Source organism: Acinetobacter sp. ANC 3781 (genome assembly GCF_004331285.1).
Taxonomy (GTDB): Bacteria; Pseudomonadota; Gammaproteobacteria; order Pseudomonadales; family Moraxellaceae; genus Acinetobacter.
The window spans coordinates 43,741-68,355 of record NZ_SJOH01000014.1 but is presented as its reverse complement, the minus strand read 5'-3'; the positions used below and the strand labels follow the sequence as shown (position 1 = coordinate 68,355).

At 37.9% G+C, this 24,615-nt stretch carries 22 protein-coding genes and 1 tRNA gene; 13 read left to right on the top strand and 10 right to left on the bottom strand.

What is annotated here, in order from left to right; genetic code table 11:
- Positions 1 to 53: 53 nt before the first annotated feature.
- A complete protein-coding gene (locus E0H89_RS11230; protein WP_131217105.1) occupies positions 54 to 1,931 on the bottom strand; it encodes a potassium transporter Kup in 1,878 nt (625 codons plus the stop codon).
- A gap of 366 nt (positions 1,932 to 2,297) precedes the next feature.
- Positions 2,298 to 3,542 carry a site-specific integrase gene (locus E0H89_RS11225; protein ID WP_131217103.1) on the bottom strand — a complete coding sequence of 415 codons (1,245 nt, stop codon included), beginning with the start codon at positions 3,540 to 3,542 and terminating at the stop codon, positions 2,298 to 2,300.
- A gap of 160 nt (positions 3,543 to 3,702) precedes the next feature.
- Between E0H89_RS11225 and E0H89_RS11220 the strand changes: the two genes are divergently transcribed.
- The 3 genes from E0H89_RS11220 (at position 3,703) to E0H89_RS11210 (ending at position 6,594) form a co-directional block, all read left to right on the top strand.
- A tRNA-Ile gene (locus E0H89_RS11220) sits at positions 3,703 to 3,779 on the top strand.
- A gap of 1,393 nt (positions 3,780 to 5,172) precedes the next feature.
- Positions 5,173 to 5,373, top strand: a complete 201-nt coding sequence (locus tag E0H89_RS11215; RefSeq protein WP_131217102.1) for a hypothetical protein — start codon at positions 5,173 to 5,175, stop codon at positions 5,371 to 5,373.
- Positions 5,374 to 6,369: 996 nt separating this feature from the next.
- Entirely contained in the window at positions 6,370 to 6,594 is a 225-nt protein-coding gene (locus E0H89_RS11210) for a hypothetical protein (RefSeq protein ID WP_131217100.1), read from the top strand.
- Positions 6,595 to 6,968: 374 nt separating this feature from the next.
- Here E0H89_RS11210 and bioB read toward each other — a convergent pair whose 3' ends face one another.
- Positions 6,969 to 7,958 (bottom strand): biotin synthase BioB, encoded by a 990-nt coding sequence (gene bioB, locus E0H89_RS11205; RefSeq protein WP_131217098.1) that lies wholly within the window; start codon positions 7,956 to 7,958, stop codon positions 6,969 to 6,971.
- A gap of 299 nt (positions 7,959 to 8,257) precedes the next feature.
- Positions 8,258 to 9,352 carry a tRNA epoxyqueuosine(34) reductase QueG gene (gene queG / locus E0H89_RS11200; RefSeq protein ID WP_131217096.1) on the bottom strand — a complete coding sequence of 365 codons (1,095 nt, stop codon included), beginning with the start codon at positions 9,350 to 9,352 and terminating at the stop codon, positions 8,258 to 8,260.
- Positions 9,353 to 9,375: 23 nt separating this feature from the next.
- Between queG and E0H89_RS11195 the strand changes: the two genes are divergently transcribed.
- Genes E0H89_RS11195 through E0H89_RS11185 form a run of 3 tightly spaced genes read left to right on the top strand, consistent with a single transcriptional unit; the run spans position 9,376 to position 11,498 of the window.
- Positions 9,376 to 10,863, top strand: a complete 1,488-nt coding sequence (locus tag E0H89_RS11195; RefSeq protein ID WP_131217094.1) for an NAD(P)H-hydrate dehydratase — start codon at positions 9,376 to 9,378, stop codon at positions 10,861 to 10,863.
- Positions 10,835 to 11,128, top strand: coding sequence for an acylphosphatase (locus E0H89_RS11190; protein WP_250697862.1), 294 nt, complete (start codon positions 10,835 to 10,837; stop codon positions 11,126 to 11,128). The genes E0H89_RS11195 and E0H89_RS11190 overlap by 29 nt, the downstream gene beginning before the upstream one ends.
- A 34-nt stretch (positions 11,129 to 11,162) precedes the next feature.
- Complete coding sequence (locus tag E0H89_RS11185; RefSeq protein ID WP_171459159.1) at positions 11,163 to 11,498, top strand: hypothetical protein; 336 nt, start codon at positions 11,163 to 11,165, stop codon at positions 11,496 to 11,498.
- Between the two features lie 9 nt (positions 11,499 to 11,507).
- Here E0H89_RS11185 and ruvC read toward each other — a convergent pair whose 3' ends face one another.
- Positions 11,508 to 12,050 (bottom strand): crossover junction endodeoxyribonuclease RuvC, encoded by a 543-nt coding sequence (ruvC, locus tag E0H89_RS11180; protein ID WP_131217090.1) that lies wholly within the window; start codon positions 12,048 to 12,050, stop codon positions 11,508 to 11,510.
- A 122-nt stretch (positions 12,051 to 12,172) separates the two neighbouring features.
- Here ruvC and E0H89_RS11175 point away from each other — a divergent pair, with 122 nt between their 5' ends.
- Both E0H89_RS11175 and E0H89_RS11170 read left to right on the top strand, forming a co-directional pair.
- The gene (locus tag E0H89_RS11175) at positions 12,173 to 12,742 is read left to right on the top strand and encodes an FxsA family protein (protein WP_131217088.1); all 570 of its coding nucleotides are present in this window, start codon (positions 12,173 to 12,175) and stop codon (positions 12,740 to 12,742) included.
- A 143-nt stretch (positions 12,743 to 12,885) separates the two neighbouring features.
- Positions 12,886 to 13,521 carry a LysE family transporter gene (locus E0H89_RS11170; RefSeq protein WP_131217086.1) on the top strand — a complete coding sequence of 212 codons (636 nt, stop codon included), beginning with the start codon at positions 12,886 to 12,888 and terminating at the stop codon, positions 13,519 to 13,521.
- Here E0H89_RS11170 and E0H89_RS11165 read toward each other — a convergent pair.
- On the bottom strand, positions 13,518 to 13,706 hold the full coding sequence (locus tag E0H89_RS11165) for a hypothetical protein (RefSeq protein WP_131217084.1): 189 nt from the start codon (positions 13,704 to 13,706) through the stop codon (positions 13,518 to 13,520). The genes E0H89_RS11170 and E0H89_RS11165 overlap by 4 nt on opposite strands.
- A 324-nt stretch (positions 13,707 to 14,030) precedes the next feature.
- On the opposite strand from E0H89_RS11165, the gene E0H89_RS11160 reads away from it, so the two are divergent.
- Positions 14,031 to 14,276 (top strand): hypothetical protein, encoded by a 246-nt coding sequence (locus E0H89_RS11160; RefSeq protein ID WP_131217082.1) that lies wholly within the window; start codon positions 14,031 to 14,033, stop codon positions 14,274 to 14,276.
- Positions 14,277 to 14,327: 51 nt separating this feature from the next.
- On the opposite strand, the gene metK is transcribed toward E0H89_RS11160, so the two are convergent.
- Complete coding sequence (metK, locus tag E0H89_RS11155) at positions 14,328 to 15,494, bottom strand: methionine adenosyltransferase (protein ID WP_131217080.1); 1,167 nt, start codon at positions 15,492 to 15,494, stop codon at positions 14,328 to 14,330.
- 846 nt (positions 15,495 to 16,340) lie between these two features.
- Between metK and tkt the strand changes: the two genes are divergently transcribed.
- The 3 genes from tkt (at position 16,341) to E0H89_RS11140 (ending at position 19,721) form a co-directional block, all read left to right on the top strand.
- Positions 16,341 to 18,329, top strand: a complete 1,989-nt coding sequence (gene tkt / locus E0H89_RS11150; protein ID WP_131217078.1) for a transketolase — start codon at positions 16,341 to 16,343, stop codon at positions 18,327 to 18,329.
- A gap of 164 nt (positions 18,330 to 18,493) precedes the next feature.
- A complete protein-coding gene (locus E0H89_RS11145; RefSeq protein WP_067724440.1) occupies positions 18,494 to 18,709 on the top strand; it encodes a hypothetical protein in 216 nt (71 codons plus the stop codon).
- A gap of 427 nt (positions 18,710 to 19,136) precedes the next feature.
- Positions 19,137 to 19,721, top strand: coding sequence for a YceI family protein (locus E0H89_RS11140; RefSeq protein ID WP_131217075.1), 585 nt, complete (start codon positions 19,137 to 19,139; stop codon positions 19,719 to 19,721).
- A gap of 70 nt (positions 19,722 to 19,791) precedes the next feature.
- Here the strand turns inward: E0H89_RS11140 and E0H89_RS11135 are convergent, their stop codons facing one another.
- The 3 genes from E0H89_RS11135 to exaC form a co-directional block, all read right to left on the bottom strand.
- Complete coding sequence (locus tag E0H89_RS11135) at positions 19,792 to 20,424, bottom strand: LysE family transporter (protein WP_250697861.1); 633 nt, start codon at positions 20,422 to 20,424, stop codon at positions 19,792 to 19,794.
- Between the two features lie 58 nt (positions 20,425 to 20,482).
- On the bottom strand, positions 20,483 to 21,202 hold the full coding sequence (locus E0H89_RS11130; protein ID WP_131217073.1) for a glutamine amidotransferase: 720 nt from the start codon (positions 21,200 to 21,202) through the stop codon (positions 20,483 to 20,485).
- A 149-nt stretch (positions 21,203 to 21,351) separates the two neighbouring features.
- Entirely contained in the window at positions 21,352 to 22,863 is a 1,512-nt protein-coding gene (gene exaC / locus E0H89_RS11125; RefSeq protein WP_131217071.1) for an acetaldehyde dehydrogenase ExaC, read from the bottom strand.
- 203 nt (positions 22,864 to 23,066) lie between these two features.
- On the opposite strand from exaC, the gene E0H89_RS11120 reads away from it, so the two are divergent.
- Complete coding sequence (locus tag E0H89_RS11120; RefSeq protein ID WP_131217069.1) at positions 23,067 to 24,248, top strand: sigma-54-dependent transcriptional regulator family protein; 1,182 nt, start codon at positions 23,067 to 23,069, stop codon at positions 24,246 to 24,248.
- The last annotated feature ends 367 nt before the right edge of the window (positions 24,249 to 24,615 follow it).

Sequence of the window (24,615 nt, the reverse complement as noted above, 5' to 3'; positions counted from 1 at the left end):
AGAATGCTTTCCGCATTACTTCGATACTTCTAGCTTAGGTAAATTAAAGTGCTTTAGATTTCAATTTGACTACCTAGTTCCACAACCCGGTTAGCAGGAATTTTATAGAAGTCACTCACAGGGCTAGTATTTTTTTGCATTGTAATAAACAACTTCTCACGCCATACCGCCATTTTATGCGACAGGCTTGGAATTAACCTTTCTCTAGAAATGAAGAAACTTATATTCATTAGATCATATTTTAGATCTAACTCTGTAAAAGCCTTTTTCAATTCATGAGGTACATTAGGCTCTTCTTTAAAACCATAGTTGATACCTATCCTGTAGAAGCCATTATTTAATACTTCAGTTACGATTCGGTTCGCCTCTTCTAAATAAGGAACTTCAGAAACCTTGATAGTAACCAGAAAATTATATTCATGAATAACTTTATTGTGCTTTAGGTTGTGTAAAAGAGCATGAGGTACTACTTGAGGCGTGCCAGTTAAAAACACTGCATTTCCGCTAATTTTTTGAGTTGTTCCTTCTATATATTCTAAAAAAGTATTAAGTGGAAGCGTATCCTTCTGTAGTTTCTTTTGAAGAATTTCTCTGCCTTTTTTCCAGGTCATCATTAATGTAAAAACAATAACTGCAATAAATACAGGTACCCAACCTCCAATAAGCACTTTTAAAAGGTTCGAACTTAATAGGATTAAATCAATAAAAGCGAAGGGAATAATAAAGAGCAATACTTTCCAAGTTTTCCACTTCCAATAACTATAAGCAAGGAAGGCTACTAATAACGTGTCGCAAAACATCGTAACAGTTACTGCCAACCCATAAGCACCAGCCAGCTTGCTACTACTTTCAAAAATTAAAATCAAAATTGTTATACAGATGAATAGAAGCCAGTTGAGTAATGGAATATAAATTTGCCCAATCTCTGAAGCTGATGTATGTAAGACTGTAAGCCGAGGTAGATAGCCTAATTGAATTGCCTGTTTAGCCATTGAAAATACACCACTGATCAATGCTTGCGAGGCAATGACCGCAGCAGCAGTGGCCAAAATAATCATTGGATATAGAAGAGCAGAAGGAAGAAGAAGGTAAAAAGGATTGGTAATAGCTGATGGATCTCGTAACAGTAAAGCGCCTTGTCCCGCATAATTTAGCATTAGACATGGCAGTACAATTAAAAACCAGCCTAACTTAATCGGTAAAATACCAAAATGCCCCATATCTGCATACAAGGCTTCACCACCGGTTACCGTTAAAACGACTGCGCCCATGACAAAAAAAGAGATAAAGGGATTATTAACAACAAATAAAAAAGCCCAATGAGGGCTGAATAATGCGAGGACAAATGGACTTTGAATAATGCTGCTGATGCCAATAGCCCCAATAGACAGGAACCATAATAGGGTGATAGGACCAAAGAATTTCCCCATCATTGCAGAGCCATGCTTCTGAACTGCAAAAAGTGCTACCAGAATTCCGATACTGATTGGAATGATAAAGCGATCAAATGACGGAGCAGCAACGGAAAGCCCCTCAACTGCGGATAGAACAGAAATAGCAGGTGTAATAATACCGTCACCGAAGAATAAGGATGCTCCAATAAAACCTAAGACAATAATTGCGAGTCTTTTTCCACGAGATAGGCCTTTCTGCCGAAGGTTTAAGGCCAATAAAGCCATAATACCGCCTTCACCATTATTATCAGCTCTCATGATAACGAGAACATATTTAATGGAAACAATTAAGGTAATGGTCCAGAAGATTAAAGAGAGAATTCCTAGGATATTAATTTCATTAATAGGTAGTCCACGTGTCGCGTGAAAACTTTCTTTTAATGCATATAAAGGACTTGTTCCTATGTCGCCGAACACAACTCCTAGTGCAGCCAGTGTCATTGCTGGTAGTGCTGGCTTACTCAAGTTATTTTGCATATATTTGATTTACAAAATTGAGAAGCCTATGATTTTATCATTCCTAATTCTGGTAAATCCTATATGCATAAAAAACCATAGCCGGATGATAGTTAATAGCTTTTCTTTCTAAGCCCGCACTAAATATGTGCATTAAAGCTATTATACTAAGCGTCGGTTAATTCAAAATTATTTGTTTTTTATCGTCTAGTTACTATCTAAAGCTATCCCTCCATCTCTAATAAACAGAATCATTTCCTAGTTTGAGATAGCTTTGAATCCTTTCAAAATCCATGATTATTATTCAATTTTATAGCCCATTTAAGCTCATTCCTAGAAATACATCACCCTTTATCATCTGCTTATTGTAGAAGTAGATATATTCCCTCATATTTTTTCTTTTATAGTTGATTTATATCCACCCAAAACAATGTCCTCAATGGCATTCATTGCTTCTCTTAATTTCCTTTCACTGACTTGTATATAGCCAGAGGTTACATCACGGTCATCATCTTCCTTATGATTAAGCAATTTTTTAATCGTGTACCGGCCATAATCAAGGTTTTCAGCAATAGAGCCAAAGGTTCTACGTAAGTCATGGAAGCTAAACTCAATCCCACACGACTTATTAATCTTTTGGCGTACTTTTGAAATATTAACAATGTGGCCTGAAGCAGATTTAGCAGAAGGGAATACCCATTCTGTAGTTGCTTGAGCATGACGTTTTTTCATTAACTCAAAAAGGAAGTCACCCATGGGTAATGTATGTGGCTCACCATTCTTTGGATCTATCGAGGTGATGCGGCCATATTTTAAATCGATACTTGACCAGGGGAGGGATTCACATTCTTCACGTCTGAATCCAGTCAACACTAAAGTTAATAAAAAATCCCGGTTAGTTTCTAATTGTTGGCCACGATCTTCATATTGAAAAACAGCTTTAATCCAATCCGGCATTTGGTCTTCATTAATATAAGTCTTACGTCGTCTAATTTTATTCCAAGCGTTTTTAGCATTTAAGGTTTTAATCGGATTATGAGCATCCAGAATAGGCTTATCCTTTTCATCTAAATAATGTTCAACTGAATAATTATAGATAGCACGAAAAACACGCATAGCCATATTTGCCTGCGCCTTACTTCTTTGTGATAGTTCTGAGTGCTTGGCTTGAATCATGGTTCGTGAAATATCATCCAGCTTTAAATGATTCCAATCCTTTAGATAGTCATCAACAACGATGGTGTAATCCTTAACACTTCTTGGTTTTAAGATTTTATGAAATAGATAATTATCAAAGGCTGCTTTTAATGTAGGTTTACTTCTAGATAGATCAGTTTTAGCTTTTTCATCAGCAATAGCTTTTTTCTTTACTTCATTTGGATTGATGCCCTGGGACATCTGAGCAAGTTTATCCCGAGCAATGTCACGTGCCTGAATTAGCGTCAGGTTTCCATGTAGACCAATTGTAGACCGAACGGTTTTACCTAAAACCTTCTTTTCAACAATATATGTCTTACAGGTGGAATTCACCCGAATAGCAAAACCAATAAGCTCACTATCCCGAAAAATGGCAGGAGTCATTTCGAGTTGATCAATAAATGTCTTTGTGAGCTTTACTCTTGATGATGACATCGCTAGAATCGCTATCAATTGCAATACTTTGCAATATAGCACAATAATTTCTAGCGTCTACTATGGGTCTACAAGCAAAAAATGCTTGCTCAATAATGAAATGTTAGATAGTATTGCTGCATAGCCAAGCTACTGAATATCATAGTTTTGCTAGATTATAGGGCCTATAGCTCAGTTGGTTAGAGCAGCGGACTCATAATCCGTTGGTCGACAGTTCAAGTCTGTCTGGGCCCACCAAATAAATCAACCCCTTACGTGTATTAATCGTAAGGGGTTTTTTAATGTCTGAATCCATGTAAGCACTATGTAAGATGTTACCTTGTAATCACTGCACAGAAATAGAAGATGATCTAGTAAAAAAGAAAAAATAAATTGATAAAATTAGACCGCATAGCTATTTCGATAAGTTGGCTTTTTTCATCAGCAAAAAAGTAAGATAAAATGAGGAGTGAAAAAATATGCGCAATCTTACTCCCCTGACCAAATTAGATGGTCATTAATTGCTGATTATTAATCAATCATTAAAGGGTTGGAATATAAACATTGGTTAAGAAAAGTAACTTAAGCTAAACATCTTCAAACATAAAAGTTGTATTTTCTATACTTTTTTCGATGTTTTTTGAAGGTATATTATTGTTATTCCAAGAACTTAAAAACAACAATAAGAAACCTATGAATTGAAAAGCCTACTTAATTAGAGAGAATTAAGTAGGCTTTTTATTTATTCTTGTAAAAGTTATTTCTTTTTTAAGAAATATAAATTTCATTACAAAAAATTAGTAAGGACTAAATTAACTAAATAAAATTTTATAGGTTTTAACTCAATTTTTTCAAAAATATAAATTTAATTTTTGGTATATTCCATCATTGAAACGTAATAATAAAAAAGTAAATTGATAAGTCTACTTAACTATAATGTCAATGATATGCAAAATAGAAGACTAGCAATTTTGCTCGGAATATTCATGATTGGATCTTTATGCCTCATGATATCAGTATATGTTCAGGCACAAAGGCAGAAGAGAGAAGATATCCAACGAGTTATAAAAGAGGCAGAAGAGGCTCTTAAGAACCAAAATTTCGGATATTAGTGCGAATTGAAATTGTAAGTTTTTTATTAATTATTAAATTGAATTTTAAAGTAATTTTTTGCCAATGATTAAAAATCAAGTTTATATAGAATATGTATTTAGAATCTATCGCTGTAGTTTCTGATTTTAAATTTTAACCTCCTTAGCAGGAGGTATTTTTTTGTCTGAAATCAAGGAGAAGTAAATGCTCCAATTCTTCCGAAAACTATTTTGCTTACATGCTTATGAATTTGATTACCATCATCAGCATGGGTATACACAAGAATGTCGTAAATGTGGTAAACATGAGTCATTAATTAATTGATTGTCTGACTAGACGGGTGGTTTACGCCACATAAAACCTTACTAAGGATCTATTATTATTTGGGTTTTTCTTTTTTATTTGTAATACTTATAACATGATGTGCATAAATTAAATCTTACGTAGATACGCCTAATATTTAAGAGTTAGTTACACAAAGGATGATTGTTGGGTATTGAATAATTTTATCGAATGTTTGAGCATAATACTTTCTTGTTTGAATAAGTGATGGATCGCCATGATAGATGAAGAAAAGCCTTTAGATTTCGAAGATGATAGTGAACCTCAAGATTTCGAAGATGAAGAATTTATCGATGATAAGAAAGAGGATGAGATGTACAACACTATTACGAAAGATGGTTCGAGTGTTGATCCAGCAGATGATGGGGTACGTCATATCCGTCCGGAGGACGGAGATCCCATAGAAGTCGAAGAGTAGAGTATAGGCCCAATTTAATGTTGGGCTTTTTTATTGCCTATCGAAAGAACAGTAGAGCACTTTATTTCTCAAAAATAATCAAAATAGAGAAACAAATGTTCCGCAAACTTCTCCTAAATATTAACCAATTTAGTGAGATTTTTCTTTTTTTATTAGGGATTTAATTATACGAGAGTATATACAAACTAAAAACTGCAGTTCTGTTATGAAGAACTGGCAAAATATCAAAGTTTAATCCGTTCAAATCCTAAGTTTCATCAAATGATGACTAGGATGAAATCAAGAATGGACTAAAGAGCATTTTAATACCTTATGAAATTTACTGTTCTAACATTTATTTAAAAAATCAGAAAATTTTCCTCTATTTCATGTCTATAAATTAGTCTTGAAGTTAAATTTAGCTTTAGTGGCAATATATTGAATGATTTGATTAATTCTTCATAATTAATTGATGTAAATTCTTTTTCTTTAAAAAAATTATTGTGTCTATACTTTATTTTTATCTAATTTTTTACTCATTGAATAACAAGATTTATTACAGATGATGAAATACTACTATAATTTTAATAGATTTTTTTGATTCTCCTGCCGTTTCGAGATCAGTTTTAATTTTGTGATTTGCTCTAAAAATTGTTGCTAAGTTATTTGAATTATCTCAAAAATATGGTAATAAGTAGTGGTGATGGTTTTTTAATCACACGGTTGTTTCAGGATGAAATGTATTTAAAAAAACTGAATTTTAAAAACAAGCAAAAGGGAGTTTAGAAAATGCTTCAATTACTTATGAAATTATTTTGTTTACATGTGTATGAGTATGAGCACATGGAGGAAATTGGGGAAAATCATAAGGAATGTAGGAAGTGTGGGGTTAATAAGCCACTTTAATTGAATTCTATTTATAACAAAGAAGTGAGTTTTAGCTCACTTCTTTGTTTCTAGCGCAAAATTAGTAATAATGGATAAGTAAAAATTTTTACTTAGGCAAGGCTAAGGCCAATGAACAAAGATTTTAAAGCAAAAACTTATATTGTGAATGAGCATCTGGAAGATACATTAATGTGGTTATGTCATCATCAAGACAGTTTTGATTCATTCACCTATGATACGATTTCTAAAGAATTGGTAGTGTATCATGCCAATGGTACCGATATCATTCGAGTAGGGGATTATTTAAACAGCAGTTATGGTATTTTAATTACGGCACATAACTTTGCAGAATAATTTTTCCCAGAAAAAAAGACCACTAAGGTAATGCTGATCAGTTAAGGGGTTTGACCATAAACTCCTTAGCTTTTAGGTTATTCATCGCGGAGTCTTATTTTTTTTAAATCAAATATTTGAAGTTCGTCAGTTCTTTTGTTTAGCCAAAAGAACCAAAAGCATTCGTCATTCGCAAAACTCGTCCACTACTACTGGGTAGCAAATCAGTTGCAGAAACATTAGCTTATTAATGTAATCCTGCCTCAAACAGTTGTGAATGACGTTTCCGTGTATCAAAAACATGATGAGTCCAAAAATAAAAAATGCCAGTCAATTTCTTAATAGACTGGCATTACTCAAAGAGGACTTTTTTATTAACAATAGAAATGAATCATTTAACTTGCCATTGCATCTACAGATAACTCTTTAACCGTCGGTTTGGCCTTTTCTGCAACCAAGCCCAACTTATCAAATAATTGTCTGTCTTTACCTTCGCCAGCATTTGGAGTAGTCAAAAGTTTTTCCCCAGAGAAAAGAGAATTGGCACCTGCCATGAAAGCCAAGGCCTGGTCCGCATCTGATAGAGACTCACGCCCAGCAGAAAGACGAATATAGCTTTTAGGCATAATGATTCGCGCAACCGCGATAGTACGAATCCATTCGGTGATGTCGAGTTTCTCTACCTCTGCAAGTGGTGTACCTTCAATAGGAACGAGCATGTTGATAGGTACAGATTCAGGATGAAGGGGTAAGGTTGCGAGTTCGTACAAAAGACCAATCCGATCTTTACTGTCTTCACCTAAGCCGACAATTCCACCACTACAGACTTTCATACCTGCTTGACGGACATGATCCAAAGTATTTAAACGATCATCATAAGAGCGGGTGGTAATCACATTGGGATAATATTCGCGAGAGGTGTCGAGGTTATGATTATAATAGTCTAACCCCGCCTCACTCAGGCGTTCGGCTTGCGATTGATTGAGCATGCCTAACGTCATGCAGGTTTCCAAGCCCAGTGCTTTCACTTCACTAACCATTTCCAATACATACGGCATGTCGCGTTCATGTGGATTACGCCATGCAGCACCCATGCAGAAACGTGAAGAACCTGAAGCAAGTGCTTCTTTGGCTTCTTGAATCACTTTATCGACAGCAATACGTTTTTCAGCTTCAAGTTTTGAGTCATAACGTGCTGACTGTGAGCAATATTTACAATCTTCAGGACATTTACCGGTTTTAATTGAAAGTAATGTGCTGACTTGAATTGTATTTGGATCAAAGTTTTCACGATGAATGCGTTGTGCTTCAAAAACTAAATCCAAAAAAGGCTGGCTATACAAAGCCTGAATTTCTTCACGTGTCCAGTCATTACGTACATTCATTGGCGAAAATCCATAATCATCATTATTTATTATTTATCATACCTAATTTAAACTAAATCTAAAGGCATAAAAAGCCAAATTTCATAGTATCTATCGATTATTTTTAGTCAATATAGCCTATTATAAGATTGTATATTTAGTTACAAAGTAAGTCTTATTTCTCTTAAGATAATCGCAAAGTTTTCAATGAGATTTTTTAGTTTGTTTTGAAATGGATGCTATTTTTTTTATAGAGATAAAACTTTGCTTATATCTGAAAAATAAAAAAACTGAAAAATGCTTTGAAGTGGAGGGAAAACCTAACTCGATTTAGCCAACTGCTCCTGAATTGCCCAGTCAATATGGACTTGCACAATCTCATCATGTAATTCGCGAGTTTGTTTTAAAGTTGCCACAATTTGATTAGAAAAAGGTGCATTTCCTAAGCCAATCGCAATATTTCGCATAAAACTTTGATAACCGGTACGACGTATTGGACTGCCTTCAGTGTTGGCTAAAAAGGTTGGTTCATCCCAGTGCCATAAATCCAGTAAATTGATCTGATCTAAACCATGTCGGGGATTAAAATCGTCAATCGTGGCTTTCTTGGCAAAACTATTCCATGGACAAATCAACTGACAATCGTCACAGCCAAATACACGATTACCAATGCCACGACGTAATTCTTCAGCAATAATGCCTTTATATTCAATAGTTAAATAAGCAATACATTTACGCGCATCCAACATATAAGGTTCAACAATAGCCTGAGTTGGACAAATATCGATACAGGCTGTGCAAGAACCGCAATGATTGGTTGCAGGGGAGTCGAAGGGTAAATCCAGCGAAGTAAAGAGTTCACCCAAAACAAAAAAGGAACCTGATTTTTTATGAATCAATAAGGTGTGTTTACCGGTCCAGCCCATACCTGCATTTTCTGCTAGAGATTTTTCAAATACCGGTGCAGAGTCAGCAAAAGGACGCGATTCAAAATTTCCAACCTTTTCACGAATGATGCTGGCTAAAGTTTTTAAACGGCCGCGCATGGTTTTATGGTAATCGCGACCACGGGCATAGCGTGCAATAATGGCGGCATTAGGCTCATCTGGGACATAACGCGGTTTAGGGGTTTCTACCAAATAATTCATTCGTACGCAAATAATGCTTTTGGTGCCGGGAACCAGTAGAGTTGGATCAGCACGTTTTTCTAAATTTTCTTCCAGAAACTTCATATCACCATGATAGCCACGCTTTAAATATTCTTGAAAACGTGGCAATTCTGCTTGAGCATCCGGTTTTGCGATGACACAATCGCTAAAACCTAATGCCAAAGCTTGAGCTTTAATCCACGCTTTTAGCGCTTCAGGATCAGTTTGATCTAAAGGTATTTTCTGTGACGCTGTGGATGTTGCCATAATTTAATAAGAAGGGAAGAACAATGCGTCAGCCAGTTTATCATAGCCCAGTTTATTTGAGCCAAAGTATTCAAGCATGGGAGCAACGCTGGTTTGCCAAGCAAAACGGTTCTTATGCCTTGATGCAGCAAGTCGCGTGGATGATTGCGCAGCGGCTGGTTCCCCTTTTTCAGCATCAGAAAATACAAAATATCGCAGTGTGTTGTGGACAGGGAAATAATGCAGGTGATGGATATTTAACGGCTCAATATTTAAAACAGGCGGGTTTCAAGGTCGAGATTTATGCCGCTGAATTGGGTTCTTCTAAAGATTTGTATACGGCTTATCAAGACGCTATCGCTGCTGAAATAAAAATTCATTCAGGTTTTAATTTTCAAAAACAATATGATTGTTATATCGATGCTTTATTTGGCATCGGTTTAAATCGTGAACTTAGTCCAGAGTGGCAGCAGATTATTCAAAGTATTAATGCTCAATCCGCTTTGAAAATTGCGATTGATGTTCCCAGTGGTTTACAGGCCAATAGCGGTCAGCCCCTACCATGCGCAATTAAAGCCGATTACACTTTCTCAGCCTTGGGGTTAAAAGCAGGACTGTTTACCGGACAAGGCAAAGAGTTTGCAGGACAGATTGAAGTTATTTCCCTGATTCCGACAGATGCAGAACTCAGTCCAATTGCCGAACTCTCGCCTGATACAATTTCATTGCCCGAGCGTCAGGCATTTGGCCATAAGGGCAGTTATGGTCATGTACTTGTGGTTGGTGGACATGCCGATATGGGCGGTGCGGTGATGATGGCCGCCGAATCTGCTTTTAGTGCAGGTGCAGGTAAAGTTACTATTGTCTGTCATGAAAAACATCACACCGCTATTTTGGCACGCTCACCGAATATTATGCTACGTGATATCAATGCTTTGACTAAAGCCGAGATTCAGCAATTATTAGAGCATGTCGATGCCGTCAGCTTTGGTATGGGCCTAGGACGTGATACTTGGTCAGAACAACAATTTTTTAAATGGTTCCCGAAGATCAACACAGCTGAACATTTACATGTGGTGCTCGATGCCGATGCTTTATGGTTCTTGGCCGAGCATCCGGAATTATTAAAAGCGGATTCTTATGCGACACCGCATCCGGGTGAAGCTGCAAAACTTTTAAACTGTTCAGTGAAAGAAATTGAACATAATCGAATTGCAGCGATTCATCAACTGCAAGAAAAATACGCAGGACAATGGGTACTTAAAGGTTCTGGCAGCTTAATTTTGCAAGATCAGCTCTGGATTTGCACGAAAGGTAATGCAGGAATGGGAACGGGCGGTATGGGAGATGTGCTGGCAGGTATGGTGGCCAGCTTAAAAGCACAATTTGGAGAGCAAATTCATCTACATGAAATTGTCACCTTACATGCTTTGGCAGGGGACTGGTTGGCGAAAAAAGGGATACGAGGTCTGCAAGCCCATCATATGAATGAGGCGGTTTATCATGTGGTCAATGGGAGTCATGATGAATAAGGCGATTAAATTAATCATTCATGGCAAAGTCCAAGGGGTGGGTTACCGGCGCTGGTTTGAACAGCAGGCTTTAACATTAGAACTCACAGGCTATGTAAAAAATCTGGCTGGCGGTGAAGTTGAAGCCATTATTGTTGGGACGGAAAATCAGCTCCATACAATAATCGAACGTAGTTATATGGGGCCATCACGTGCCGAGGTTTCAAAGATCATTCAAATTGAACTTGAGCAGGCATCGGAGTTCATTGCATTTACAATTTTGTAGTGAATATGACTTTTATAAAAAATATAAGAGGGAAATGATGGAAAAATATCTGGTTGTGGCAATTGTTATCGCAATTTGCATTGTTATGGTGATTTACACGCAACGTGGTGAAAGTTCAAGTCGCTCAGGCAATACCTCATTTAAGGACATTGTGCAAAAAGAATTCGTGAAATATAAGGTCATTGAAAGGAATCAAACCATTATGATTTGTGAGATAAACCATCGCAATGAACCGGATGAACTGGTTTTGATCCGGATTGATCCCAATCAGAAAAAGAATAGGCGAAGCTTTGGTCGAAGAGTCACTTTTACTTATCCCAAGCAACCCTCGATTGGTGAAATGCGTAAAGATTTCGCGCCGTATCTTTAAATATTCTAGTTATCTTCTTCTGCTGGTACGGCCACGACCGCGTGCCATACCACCTAAGGCATTCAGTACCGCCATTTTACTCATACTGCCTGAAGCATGGGCATGACAAATTGCAGCGGCTAAAGCATCGGCAGCATCCTGTTGCGGTTTAATGCTTAAATTTAAAATGCGCATCACCATCATCTGAACTTGTTCTTTATCTGCTGCACCATAACCCACTACCGATTGTTTAATTTGTCGTGCTGTATATTCAGCGACTTGTAAATCCAGATTTACCAAAGCAGCAATGGCAGCACCACGGGCTTGACCAAGCTTTAACGCAGAGTCAGGATTGACTGCCATAAAAACTTGTTCAACTGCAGCTTCTGTCGGGCCATGAAATTTAACAATACGTTCCACCCCTGCAAAAATTCGTTTTAAACGTTCCGGCATTTCAGGAGTTTCGGTACGAATGGTTCCTGCATCCACAAAAGTCAATTTTTGCCCATCTTTTTCGATAATACCGTAGCCAGTTAAGCGAGAACCCGGATCGATACCAATAATTAATGACATATAAAGACTTTAAAAATAGAATAATGCCCATATTGTTACATAAGCGTATCAAAAAAGCTTGATCGTGATTAAGCACTTGAATATTGCACCCTATTTATTTTATTGAGATTTGATTAATTTTTATGAAATTATTTCTTATTGTTTTAGCTGGCTTAATCCTTGAAGTCTTTGTCTGGATTGGCGTGGGTGACCTCGTCGGCAGTATGTGGTACGTATTTTTCTGGTTTGTAGCCGCATTTTTCATCGGGATCAATATGATCCGTACCCATGCGTCTGGTCTGCAACAGATGAAACAAGGTCAAATGGTAATGGACCCAAGTCTAACCAATAATTTACCAAAAATTATTGCGGGTTTGTTGTTATTGATTCCAGGCTTAATCACTGATGTACTTGCCCTGCTAATACTCATTCCACCAGTACAACAAGCTTTGAAAGCTGTGGCAATGAAAACCATGATGAAACGCCAACAAGCCATGATGGATAAAATGATGGGTGGCATGATGGGCGATATGAATGATATGGGCGGGGGTGCACAAGGTCAAAATCCATTTGCAGATATCATGCGTCAAATGCAGGACATGCAACAGCAGCAAGGTGGTTCACCGCGTCATGACTCTAGTGTGATTGATGGCGAAGCGCGCGAAGTGACGCCTGATGCGAAAAAAATTGAAATGAAAGATGTGAATAAATAAGTTTATTGATTTATATTTTTAAGCCGAATCCTGATGTTTCGGCTTCTTTATTGGCTCTAAATTTGTATGGAAATTAGATGGCAAGACATGCAAAAAATTGAACAAACGATATAATACGTTTTTTTAAAATCTCCTCTATTTCTATGTCATTGCTTTTGACCATTTGTGCATTGCATTTTGTTGCACAGCTTAGCCCCGGACCGGATGTTCTACTGATTGCTAAAAGTTCGGCATCGACTTCAAGAGCCAACACTTTAAAAATTATTTTCGGTATTTCAGTCGGTATTGTAGTTTGGGTGGTGCTGACTTTACTTGGCTTTACTGTGCTAATAGAACAATTTCCATGGATACAACAAGTTTTAATGTTGATTGGTGGACTGTTTTTGGCTCGAATGGGCTGGGCAATGTTGAATGGCGGTTTAAAAAACCTGAAGCAAGAGACCCGTTTAGATGATGATCAACAGGCTGTACCTGATTCTAAAAACCATTTTTTATTGGGGCTGTTTACCAACTTATCCAATCCTAAAACCCTGATTTATTTTAGTAGTGTGTTTTCTTTAGCTTTAAGTTCATCCGCATCAACACATTTAAAAACCCAGCTTGCAGTGATTATTCCACTACAAACTTTTTTGGTCTTTGCACTATTTATGCTCATTATGTCGATGCCAAAAATCAAAAATGTTTATCAGCGTTCAGGAAGTTATATTGATATTATTTCCGGCGGATTATTCCTGATTTTTGCAATTTGGTTGGGCTATGACGCATTAGCGATGTTTTAATCTTTTTTAGCTAGATCATCAACGGATTGCGAAGATGGGGGAGTGGCAGTGCTGACTTCCTCATTTTTTTCGCCTTGAGCATAGCGATTGGGTTTTAAGGTCGCTTCAGTATTTTCTGAACCTTTATAGCTGCGGCTACGGTTGGCACGTTCGCGTAAACCACCTTTCTTAATCAGTTGAACCATCATACACTCCAGATTATTGTCTGCCATTTTACCTAAAAAGCTGAGAAGTATCTGTTTTTTGCAACTTTCCTATTCAAAATTTGTTTTATTGCATTGTGTTACAAATGATGTCTTTAATATTTGAATAGATTGTTTAATTCTCAATATAAATTAGTGACTTATAAAAATAACTGAAGAGAAATATTTTTGGTATATTTTAGTTATTGATAAACAGCCTTGTATCTCGCTGAAGAGTCACATAAGATTTTATTGATATTACCTTCCATCAAAAAAAATAGGGTGGAAATATAAAAACAAGAATGTGCGTAATGTAGGAGCATAGCTATGCTATATCAATATCATTGTGCGTGTTGTGATCAGGTTATTGAGTTAACCCATCATAAAGAATGCACAAATTGCGGTTCACATAATATTAAAAGTCCGTATGGTTTCTGGATTTTCTGTATTTTAACCTGCCTGGCAGCAGTCATCATTTTTAAGATCGTGCATGTCTATTTACAAGATCATCAAGAAACGCCTGTGCAAATTTCATTATTAGAAGTTTTACAACAGGGAGGAAAGCCGAAATAATGATTTTTTACGTAAAAAAAGCCCACATCTGTGGGCTTTTTTATGAAAAAATTACAGGCCAGCAGAGGCTTTAAGCGCTTCCACTTTATCTGTTTTTTCCCAAGTAAATGCAGTGTCTGAACCTTCACGACCGAAGTGGCCATAAGCAGCAGTTTGCTTATACATCGGTTGAATCAGGTCTAGCATACGAGTAATGCCGTATGGACGTAAGTCAAAGTGTTCACGAACCAATTGAATAATCAATTCTTCAGATACTTTTGCTGTATTGAAGGTGTTGATTGAAATAGAAGTGGGTTCAGCAACACCAATGGCATACGACACCTGGATTTCACACTTGTCCGCAAGGCCAGCAGCAACAATATTTTTCGCTACATAACGACCTGCATATGCAGCAGAACGGTCAACTTTAGATGGATCTTTACCAGAGAAAGCACCACCGCCATGACGTGCCATACCACCGTAAGTATCTACAATGATTTTACGGCCGGTTAAACCGCAGTCGCCTACAGGACCTCCAATCACAAACATCCCAGTTGGGTTGATGTGGAATTTGGTGTCTGCATGGAACATTTCAGCAGGAATCACTTTTTTCACAATTTCTTCAATTACCGCTTCTTTTAAAGCAACTTGTGAAATTTCAGGATCGTGTTGAGTCGACAACACCACTGCATCTAAACGAACAGGCATGCCATTTTCATATGCAAAAGTCACCTGGCTTTTCGCATCTGGACGTAACCAAGGCAAATGTCCACTACGGCGTAGTTCAGCCTGTTTTTCCATTAAGCGATGTGCATAAGAAATAGGTGCAGGCATTAAAACATCAGTTTCACGGCTTGCATAACCAAACATCAAACCTTGGTCACCCGCACCCTGATCTTCAGGTTTTAGACGGTCAACACCTTGAGCAATCTCAGGAGACTGTTTACCAATCATATTGATAACAGCACAGGTTGAACCATCAAAACCAAGGTCAGAATGGTGATAACCAATTCCATTTACGGTTTGGCGTACAATTGCTTCGAAGTCAACATTTGCTGTTGTTGTGATTTCACCGGCAAGTACTACCGCACCCGTTTTTACAAGCGTTTCACAAGCAACCCGTGCATATGGGTCTTCTGTTAAGATTGCATCCAAAATAGCGTCACTGATTTGGTCAGCCATTTTATCCGGATGGCCTTCGCTTACAGATTCCGAGGTAAATACAGCGTACTCGCGCATAAGTCCTATCACAGTTAATTTTAAAGACCCGATATGTTACATCGAGTTAGACTTTTGGACTAGTTCTACACGACCAAAATGACTGAAATTATTTCAATTTCACAACTTTTTAATTGATATATGCATCTAAAAAACTGATAAGCAGAAGAAATTTCGTTTTAAAGATAGAGTTTTAACGAGAAAAATTTTTATAGAGCAACTATTTAATTAGATGTTCAAAGCTGTTTTATTGAAATTAAAATCATATTAACCTTATTTTAGGTTAAAATTTAATTATGTTAATAGTATTTATTATCAATATTTTACTCTAAATAAATTGAACTTTATGATCGCAGTTAGAGGAGTAGATCAAAATTATAGATCCAATAAAAACCGTTACAAAACATTCATTTTAACTCATTAAATTTTCATTAAATATTTTCAAAGATGAATTTTATTCAGCTTTTGTGTCTAGCGGGTATTAATTGATCAATTTTATTTCATAAAACTTTATAGGTAGCATTATTTGATGATAATCCCTCTATGAGCAGGTAAATAATAAAAATAATTCCTGTGAGAAGGGGGATGTGTGAATAATATTTTAATTAAATATAGTGAAAGCGATTTATCGTTAATAAGTCGTATATCAGTTTTAAATTAAATTACACCGCTCTTCACTCACTCGCCAATACTTAAAAGCGATGTCAAATTGAGCTTTACCAACCATTAAAATATATACAGTCACGAATAAATGTTGAAATGTTGACTATTAGGCTTTACCCCTTGCTGTTTTTTTAAGACAATATAGCCAGCTTTGAATTTTCCTATTCATCATCTTCTTTAAACGATTTAGTTGGACTCTGACCTATGACAACCCCGCTTAACGAACGTCGTATTGCAAATGCAATTCGTGTATTGGCAATGGACGCTGTGCAAAAAGCAAATTCAGGACATCCAGGTGCTCCAATGGGGATGGCAGATATCGCTGATGTAGTATGGCGTGAATTTTTAAATCATAACCCGACAAATCCACAATGGGCCAACCGTGACCGTTTCGTATTGTCGAACGGCCATGGTTCAATGCTTCAATATGCATTATTACATTTGACCGGTTATGCACTTTCAATTGACGATTTGAAATCATTCCGTCAATTACATTCTAAAACACCGGGTCACCCTGAATTGGGTTATGCACCGGGTATTGAAACCACAACTGGTCCACTCGGTCAGGGTATTGCCAATGCAGTTGGTTTTGCTTTGGCAGAAAAAACTTTAGCGGCTCAATTCAACAAAGATGATATTCAGGTTGTTGACCATTTCACTTACTGTTTCTTGGGTGATGGCTGCTTAATGGAAGGTGTTTCACACGAAGCATGTTCATTGGCAGGTACTTTGGGTCTAGGCAAGTTAATTGCTTACTATGATGACAACGGCATTTCAATTGATGGTGAAGTTGAAGGCTGGTTCTCTGACGATACAGAACAACGTTTCCACGCTTACGGCTGGCAAGTAATTAAAGTTGATGGTCATGATGCTGATGCGTTACGTGCTGCAACTTTGGAAGCAAAAGCTCAAACTACTAAACCGACGCTTATTATCTGTAAAACAGTGATTGGTTTAGGTTCACCAAACAAACAAGGTAAAGAAGATTGCCACGGTGCGCCGTTAGGTAATGATGAAATCGCATTAACCCGTGAAGCACTTGGCTGGAAAGAAGAAGCATTTGTTATTCCTGCAGACGTCTATGCTGCTTGGGATGCAAAAGATAAAGGTGCTAAATCTGAAGCTGCTTGGAATGAAGTATTTGCTGCTTATGCTGCAAAATACCCAACTGAAGCTGCTGAACTTAAACGCCGTTTAAGTGGTGATTTACCAGCTGACTTTGCTGTTAAAGCAGATGCCTATATAGCTGAAGTGAATGCAAAAGCTGAAACTGTAGCAACACGTAAAGCGAGCCAAAATGCACTTCAAGCATTTGGTCCGTTACTTCCTGAAATTTTAGGTGGTTCTGCCGATCTTGCAGGGTCTAACCTGACGCTTTGGAAGGGTTGTCAAGGTATTCAGGACAATCCTGCCGGTAATTATGTACACTATGGCGTACGTGAGTTCGGTATGACTGCAATTGCCAATGGTGTTGCACTACATGGTGGTTTCATCCCTTACGTTGCAACATTCCTGATGTTCATGGAATATGCACGTAATGCAGTACGTATGTCTGCACTGATGAAACAGCGTGTGATCCATGTTTATACACATGACTCAATTGGTTTAGGTGAAGATGGTCCTACACATCAACCTGTAGAACAAATTGCATCATTACGTGGTACTCCAAACTTAAACACTTGGCGTCCATGTGACACCGTAGAAGCAGCGATTTCCTGGAAATCTGCACTTTTACGTTCTGAAGGTCCAACTGCCTTAATCTTCTCTCGTCAAAATTTGCCATTCCAAGCGCGGACTGAGGCACAAATTGCAGACGTAGCCAAAGGTGGTTATGTATTGGCTGAAGAGAAAGGTGAATTAAAAGCAATCATCATTGCAACAGGTTCTGAAGTGTCTCTTGCGATGGAAGCGTATGCACAACTTGAAGGTGTGCGTGTAGTTTCTATGCCATGTGCTGAAGAATTCGTTAAACAAGATGCGGCTTACCGTGAAGCGGTGCTTCCATCTAACATCCGTGCGCGTGTAGCTGTTGAAGCTGCGCATGTGGATTACTGGTGGAAATTTGTAGGTCTTGACGGTCGTGTGATTGGTATGACAACTTACGGTGAATCTGCACCTGCGAAAGACTTATACCAATATTTCGGTATTACGACTGATGCTGTCGTTGCTGCTGTAAAAGAAATTACTGCTTAATTCTAAAAGATTAAATCAATGAAAACGTCTCTTACGGGGGGCGTTTTATTTTGATAAATTTTTGACGATATTGGTCCAGCAGTTTTTACGAATAAGTATATAGTGATGCCATTCATTGAGTATTCATGGTGAGATGGCATTTATTCAGCATAAGTGAGGAAAATATGAGCCTTTATAACCAAATTAGTGATGAAATCACTTTAATGGAACCAGGTGAGCAAAAGTGGATCGGTCAGGATCTGCCCCTTGAAAGCATGATGGCCGTAGTATTGATGCTCAAAGAACTGGACGAAGAAAAAGTGATTAAGGTGCGTCGTCAAAATCGTGAAAAACATACGGGTCTTAAGCAAGTCGATCGTGTGTTGGTTGAAAAGTTATAAGAGATTAATGATCTTAAAAAGCCCCTCATGGGGCTTTAATTATTTTAGCGATATATTAATTATCTTTAATTGCTTTTGGAGGGTTCATTCCATTTAAATTAAATAGACCAAGTCAGTCAATTGTCTGTAAAGTCACCTAATCTTCTTGCGGTATTGTGTCTCTAAACTGTATATTTTTGTATTAAATAATTCGAATATCATTCAAAAAATAATGTAAATCAGACCCTGAGCTAGAATAATAAAAGTTGATTAAAAATAATTTATGAAAATTATCAACTGATTAATATCAACACGTTTATATTGAGGTGAGTGTCTTCTGTAAAAGCAAGTGAGTGTTCTATTCTTGCAACATATCGTTTTATCTATACCAGTGAATTAAAATAAGAAACCTATACACTAACAATCATTCCAAAGAGAGATAAAACACATGAATTTCAAAGCAATAACTTTAGGTTTGGCGGTTGCATCTGTTGCAACTTTATCTTTGGCAAAACCCGTTGCTTACCAAATTGATCCGCAACATTCTGCAACTGTTTTCTCTTGGAGCCACTTTGGTTTCTCTACACCTTCAGCGAACTTTTCTGACATTCAAGGTACGATTAACGTCGACAATGCAAAACCTGCTAACTCCTCTGTAAATGTTAATATTCCAGTATCAAGTATCAATACCAATGTAAAAGCATTGGATGAGCATATTCAAACTGCAGACTTTTTTGATGCTGCCAAGTACCCGAACATCACTTTTAAAAGCACTAAAGTTCAGGCCTTAGGGAAAAACAAATACAAAATCACCGGTGATTTAACAGTAAAAGGCGTAACTAAACCTTTGGTTTTAGATGCTGTTTTAAATAAACAGGCAGTTCATCCAATGACTAAACTGCAAACTGTTGGTTTTAATGCAACCACTTCATTTAACCGTTCAGCCTTTGGTATAGGCGGTTATGTTCCGAACGTGGGCGATAAGGTTACTGTGAATATCACTACTGAAGCTTCAGTGCCTGCGAAAAAATAAGCCTAACAAGCGCTAAAACAAAAAAGCACCCTTGATGGTGCTTTTTTTTGTTTAAATTATTTTAGATGCGTTAATCACGGTTTAAGATCAGCAGACAGCCAAAACTGATAAAAATTCCGCCGGTAATGCCGTCAATTTTCTTACTGAATTTTTGATAATAATGATTAATTTTTGCTGTAGAGAAAACCAGAGCAACAGCAGAAAACCATATCAGACTTTCAATAAAAACCAGTGCGAGTAATGAACTTTGCTCGAAAATACTGACATTTGTGCTAATGGCGATGGAAAAGACGCTGCTGAAATAGACGAGTGCTTTGGGGTTAGCCATGTTGGTCAGAAAACCCTGAACTAACAGTGTGCTGTGTGATTTTTTCGGCAGAATTTCATTCTGGTTTTTCGAGATAGGTACCGGATTTTTATTGAAAGCGGATTTCAGCAATTGTATCCCTAAATAAAGCAGGTATAGACCGCCTAAAGTCATCAGCACCTGTTGTAGCCAAGCAATTTTCTGAAATAAAAAATGCAGCCCACTGATTGCGCAAATGGACCAGACTAAAATACTCAGCGAGACCCCTAATGCAGCGCATAAAGCATGCGTACGTGATTGGCGGATTGCACTTTGGGTGACAAAGAAAAAATCTGGACCCGGACTGATCAATGCAAAGAAGTGAATTACAGCAATACTGATTAAAGGTGTCATCATCAGAGACTTATATAAATGAATGACACCGTTATAAATGAATTAAATCATAAATTAAAGTCTATTTACTCATCAATTGGTTCATATAATTTAGCAAAATTTCTTTAGCACCGGTTTCCAAGGGCAGGGCATATTTTTCGTTATCTGCACGTAACGCTGGAATATTGATATTGGCTTTACGTAATTCACAAGTATGACCAATGAGCCATTTTTCCAGACTTTCTGCTGCAACTTCCAAATGGAACTGCAAAGCTAGAATGTTTTTTCCAACTGAAAAGGCCTGATTCGGATAAACGTCAGAGCTGGCCAGTAATTCAGCCTGTTCAGGTAAATCGAAAGTATCGCCATGCCAATGTAATACAGCTGTATCACTTAATGGTGCAAGTAAGTTGTTTGGAGTATTTGAAATACTCAGTTCACTCCAGCCAATCTCCTTTTGATGTCCTACATAGACTTTTGCCCCCATAGCATGTGCAATGAGTTGAGCGCCTAAACAAATACCCAAGGTCGGTAAATTTTCCTCTAAACGTACTTTTAGTAAGTCTATTTCTTGTTGTAAGAATGGGTAGTCATCTGTTTCATAAACACCAATCGGACCACCTAAAATAATGGTTAAACCTTTGTGCTGAAATGCTTTGTTTAGATCATCTACACCGGCTTCAAAATAACGCACCCGAAAGCCAAGTTGGTAAAAGATATCTTCTAAAGCCCCCAAGTCTTCAAAGGCAAGATGTTGAATGGCATAAATCGTATCAGGGAAATCTCGAGATGCTGTAGTCATACTATTTTTTCAGGATATTTGGAATAAGAGAAATTTAGCCCGAATCTGAAGAAAAATGAAGGTTTCAAACAAAATGATTTGGTTAATGCGCTGCATTAATAAAAAAGCGAACCGAAGTTCGCTTATTTATGCTTTACATACCTGGGTTGTTAGAAGAAGCCCATCGGTTTGGTCGCATAGCTTACCAACAAGTTTTTGGTTTGTTGATAATGGTCCAGCATCATTTTATGGTTTTCACGTCCAATCCCGGATTTTTTATAACCCCCGAATGCCGCATGTGCAGGATAAATATGGTAGCAGTTGGTCCATACACGACCGGCCTGAATGGCACGACCAGCACGGTAAGAGGTATGAGCCGAACGAGACCAGACACCGGCACCTAAACCATAAATGGTATCGTTGGCAATTTTGATTGCATCATCAAAGTCTTTAAAGGTTGTAACAGCAAGTACAGGTCCAAAAATTTCTTCCTGGAACGTTCTCATGTCGTTGGTGCCTTTCAAGATGGTCGGTTCGATATAGAAACCTTGCCCTACTTCATTGCGTTCGCCACCACCTGTCAATATTTCAGCACCTTCTGCACGACCTGTTGCAATACAGCCCAAGATTTTATCTTGCTGCTCTTGCGATGCCTGAGCGCCAATCATGGTGTCAGTATCGAGTGGATGACCGGTTTTAATCCGTTTAACACGCTCAATGGCTTTTTCCAGAAATTGATCGGCTATGCTTTCTTGAACCAGTGCACGAGAAGGACAGGTACAAATTTCACCTTGGTTTAAGGCAAACATGGCAAAACCTTCTAGCGCCTTATCTAAAAAGTCATCCTCTTGTGCCATTACATCTTCAAAGAAAAGGTTGGGTGATTTACCACCGAGTTCAAGCGTGACTGGAATAATGTTTTCGGTGGCATATTGCATGATTTGCTGACCGACTGAAGTTGAGCCGGTAAAGGCAATTTTGGCAATACGTGGATTGGTTGCAAGCGGACGACCCACTTCAACTCCATAACCATTAACAATATTTAATACACCTTCAGGCAGCAGGTCCTGAATCAATTCAACCAATACCAAAATACTGACCGGAGTTTGTTCAGCCGGTTTTAAAACAATACAGTTACCCGCAGCCAATGCCGGTGCCAATTTCCAGGTCGCCATTAAAATAGGGAAGTTCCAAGGAATAATTTGCCCCACCACACCTAAAGGTTCATGAAAATGGTAAGCAATCGTGTCTTCATCAATTTCTGAAATGCCGCCTTCCTGAGCACGGATACAGCCAGCAAAATAGCGGAAATGGTCAATCGCCAAAGGAATGTCTGCTGCCAGAGTCTCGCGGATGGGTTTGCCGTTATCCCAAGTTTCAGCCACTGCTAAAAGCTCTAGATTGGCTTCTAAACGGTCTGCAATTTTTAACAGAATATTGGAACGGGTAGTGGGAGAGGACTTGTTCCACTGTTCTTTGGCTTTATGCGCTGCATCAAGTGCCAACTCAATATCTTCAACACTTGAGCGTGGAACTTTGGTGAATACTTTACCGTCGACAGGAGAAATATTGTCAAAGTATTCACCTTTTACTGGAGCTACCCACTGACCGCCAATAAAGTTTTCATATTGGGCTTTAAACTGAACTTTTGAACCATCTTGATTAGGATCGGCATAACGCATATGAATTTTCCTTTGCTTATTTTAGTGTTTTAAACCGCATCTACAGCTTTGGTATAAGGTACTTTTGTACATTATTTAATTAGCATACATGGAATAAGGTTGGAGAAAGGTTGGAGACAAGAAGGTTTACAATCTTTTCAATCAGGCTTACAAGAATAGCTATTACAGTGGATGTAAATCATGAATTGTTGTGAGAATAAGGAATGATGAATAAACAAAGTTTGATCCAGAAAAGACAGAAAATTGAGCATTTTAGACAAAGTAGCAGTCTTTCTCCCTTACATGCAGAACAGCTCGGGCAAAGTATTGCCAGTTCTTGGCAACGCTCAACTTCTGCTGAAATTCCCAAAGATCGCGCAGCTGCGCCGTTGGTTCATTTACAAAAAGAAACTTACCCCACGGCTTTGGAACATGCATTGCAATATTGTGCACAAGATTTAAAACATATTGCAGAACAATCTTCCATGGTACTGGCGGTAGGCGATATCGGCAGCACTATTATTTGGACAGCATCGAGTCCACAAATGCAAAGTGCAGCAGAAAGTGTGCACTTTATTGAAGGCGGGCAATGGCGCGAAGAACTGGTCGGAACCAATGCTCTAGCACTTTCTTTAAAAACCCAACAATCGAGTTGTGTATTTTCCAATGAGCATTACATGTCGTCTATTCATGATTGGGTCTGTTATGCAGCTCCCATTATTGATCCTTATTCGAAACAGGTGCTTGGAGTGATTGATCTTTCCACCACTTGGCAAAAACACAATAGTTTGGGTTTGCTGGCGGCTGAACGCTGCGCCTCAATTATTCAATCTGCATTACTGGAATATCAAAAGCAGCGCTTGTTTGTTCGGGCTTTTTCCGTGCCGCAAGTAATGTTCAATGGCAAAGTTTTGGTGCTCACCCCACGGCAAATTGAAATTTTGACTATTTTGGCACTATGTCCGCAAGGCTTAAGTTTGGATACTTTGCATCAAGCCTTATATGGGGAGCGTAAAGTCAGCATGGGCACTTTAAAAGCAGAAATGTCACAATTACGCGATATTTTAGGCGGAATGCTCGGTTCCAGACCTTACCGTTTACTGGCGCACGTTGAAGCTGATTTTTTACTCACCGAGCAATCTTTAGATGCCGGATATATCGATTCCGCCTTAAAATTGTGTACGGGCGTTTTTTTGGCAAAAACTGAAAGTCCTTTTTTATGTGCTTGGCGAGATTGTCTAGAGTCACGTTTAAGTGATGCCATTTTTAAAGCTAATGAAACGGATGTTTTGCTTAAGCACGTGGCACGTTTTCCTGAAGCGATTGATGCAGTGGAACGTCTGATTGAATTGATGCCCAAGACGCATCCTGTGCATCAAACCTTATTAAAGTATCAAGATGGCTAAGGCTTATAGCGCTTTTCTTTAGATCTCTTTCATAAATAAAAAATTGTTCAATATTAGGTTTTATAAAATCGTCATTGCCGCATTTGACTGATTTAATTTTTATACCTTTGTATAGGCAATATTTCTACTTTTGAAAGGTCAAAATGAGAACATCAAAATATATTTTGAGTTCGCAAGAAAAACCTTTTGTTTCGCACACCCAACATTCTGAGTCAGTTTTAAGCACTGCTTTAAAATGCAGCGCAAGGAATAGGAACCGTGGGGCATGCATGCCACATTCATAAAACCCATACCTATTAAAATCCATTTTTGATTTTGACTTTACAATTTATTGGTAGTCTTTAAAAAATGATTTATGAAAAGAAGT

Bases quoted from the DNA above. Each gene is read 5' to 3' on its own strand.
- ruvC (WP_131217090.1), bottom strand. From the start codon at position 12,050: ATGTCATTAATTATTGGTATCGATCCGGGTTCTCGCTTAACTGGCTAC.
- metK (WP_131217080.1), bottom strand. From the start codon at position 15,494: ATGCGCGAGTACGCTGTATTTACCTCGGAATCTGTAAGCGAAGGCCAT.
- E0H89_RS11140 (WP_131217075.1), top strand. From the start codon at position 19,137: ATGAATTTCAAAGCAATAACTTTAGGTTTGGCGGTTGCATCTGTTGCA.
- E0H89_RS11170 (WP_131217086.1), top strand. From the start codon at position 12,886: ATGTCATTGCTTTTGACCATTTGTGCATTGCATTTTGTTGCACAGCTT.
- E0H89_RS11195 (WP_131217094.1), top strand. From the start codon at position 9,376: ATGCGTCAGCCAGTTTATCATAGCCCAGTTTATTTGAGCCAAAGTATT.
- E0H89_RS11165 (WP_131217084.1), bottom strand. From the start codon at position 13,706: ATGGTTCAACTGATTAAGAAAGGTGGTTTACGCGAACGTGCCAACCGT.
- E0H89_RS11210 (WP_131217100.1), top strand. From the start codon at position 6,370: ATGAACAAAGATTTTAAAGCAAAAACTTATATTGTGAATGAGCATCTG.
- tkt (WP_131217078.1), top strand. From the start codon at position 16,341: ATGACAACCCCGCTTAACGAACGTCGTATTGCAAATGCAATTCGTGTA.
- E0H89_RS11160 (WP_131217082.1), top strand. From the start codon at position 14,031: ATGCTATATCAATATCATTGTGCGTGTTGTGATCAGGTTATTGAGTTA.
- E0H89_RS11145 (WP_067724440.1), top strand. From the start codon at position 18,494: ATGAGCCTTTATAACCAAATTAGTGATGAAATCACTTTAATGGAACCA.
- E0H89_RS11225 (WP_131217103.1), bottom strand. From the start codon at position 3,542: ATGTCATCATCAAGAGTAAAGCTCACAAAGACATTTATTGATCAACTC.
- E0H89_RS11185 (WP_171459159.1), top strand. From the start codon at position 11,163: ATGATGGAAAAATATCTGGTTGTGGCAATTGTTATCGCAATTTGCATT.
- exaC (WP_131217071.1), bottom strand. From the start codon at position 22,863: ATGCGTTATGCCGATCCTAATCAAGATGGTTCAAAAGTTCAGTTTAAA.
- E0H89_RS11190 (WP_250697862.1), top strand. From the start codon at position 10,835: ATGTGGTCAATGGGAGTCATGATGAATAAGGCGATTAAATTAATCATT.
- E0H89_RS11120 (WP_131217069.1), top strand. From the start codon at position 23,067: ATGATGAATAAACAAAGTTTGATCCAGAAAAGACAGAAAATTGAGCAT.
- E0H89_RS11230 (WP_131217105.1), bottom strand. From the start codon at position 1,931: ATGCAAAATAACTTGAGTAAGCCAGCACTACCAGCAATGACACTGGCT.
- queG (WP_131217096.1), bottom strand. From the start codon at position 9,352: ATGGCAACATCCACAGCGTCACAGAAAATACCTTTAGATCAAACTGAT.
- E0H89_RS11130 (WP_131217073.1), bottom strand. From the start codon at position 21,202: ATGACTACAGCATCTCGAGATTTCCCTGATACGATTTATGCCATTCAA.
- E0H89_RS11135 (WP_250697861.1), bottom strand. From the start codon at position 20,424: ATGATGACACCTTTAATCAGTATTGCTGTAATTCACTTCTTTGCATTG.
- bioB (WP_131217098.1), bottom strand. From the start codon at position 7,958: ATGAATGTACGTAATGACTGGACACGTGAAGAAATTCAGGCTTTGTAT.
- E0H89_RS11175 (WP_131217088.1), top strand. From the start codon at position 12,173: ATGAAATTATTTCTTATTGTTTTAGCTGGCTTAATCCTTGAAGTCTTT.
- E0H89_RS11215 (WP_131217102.1), top strand. From the start codon at position 5,173: ATGATAGATGAAGAAAAGCCTTTAGATTTCGAAGATGATAGTGAACCT.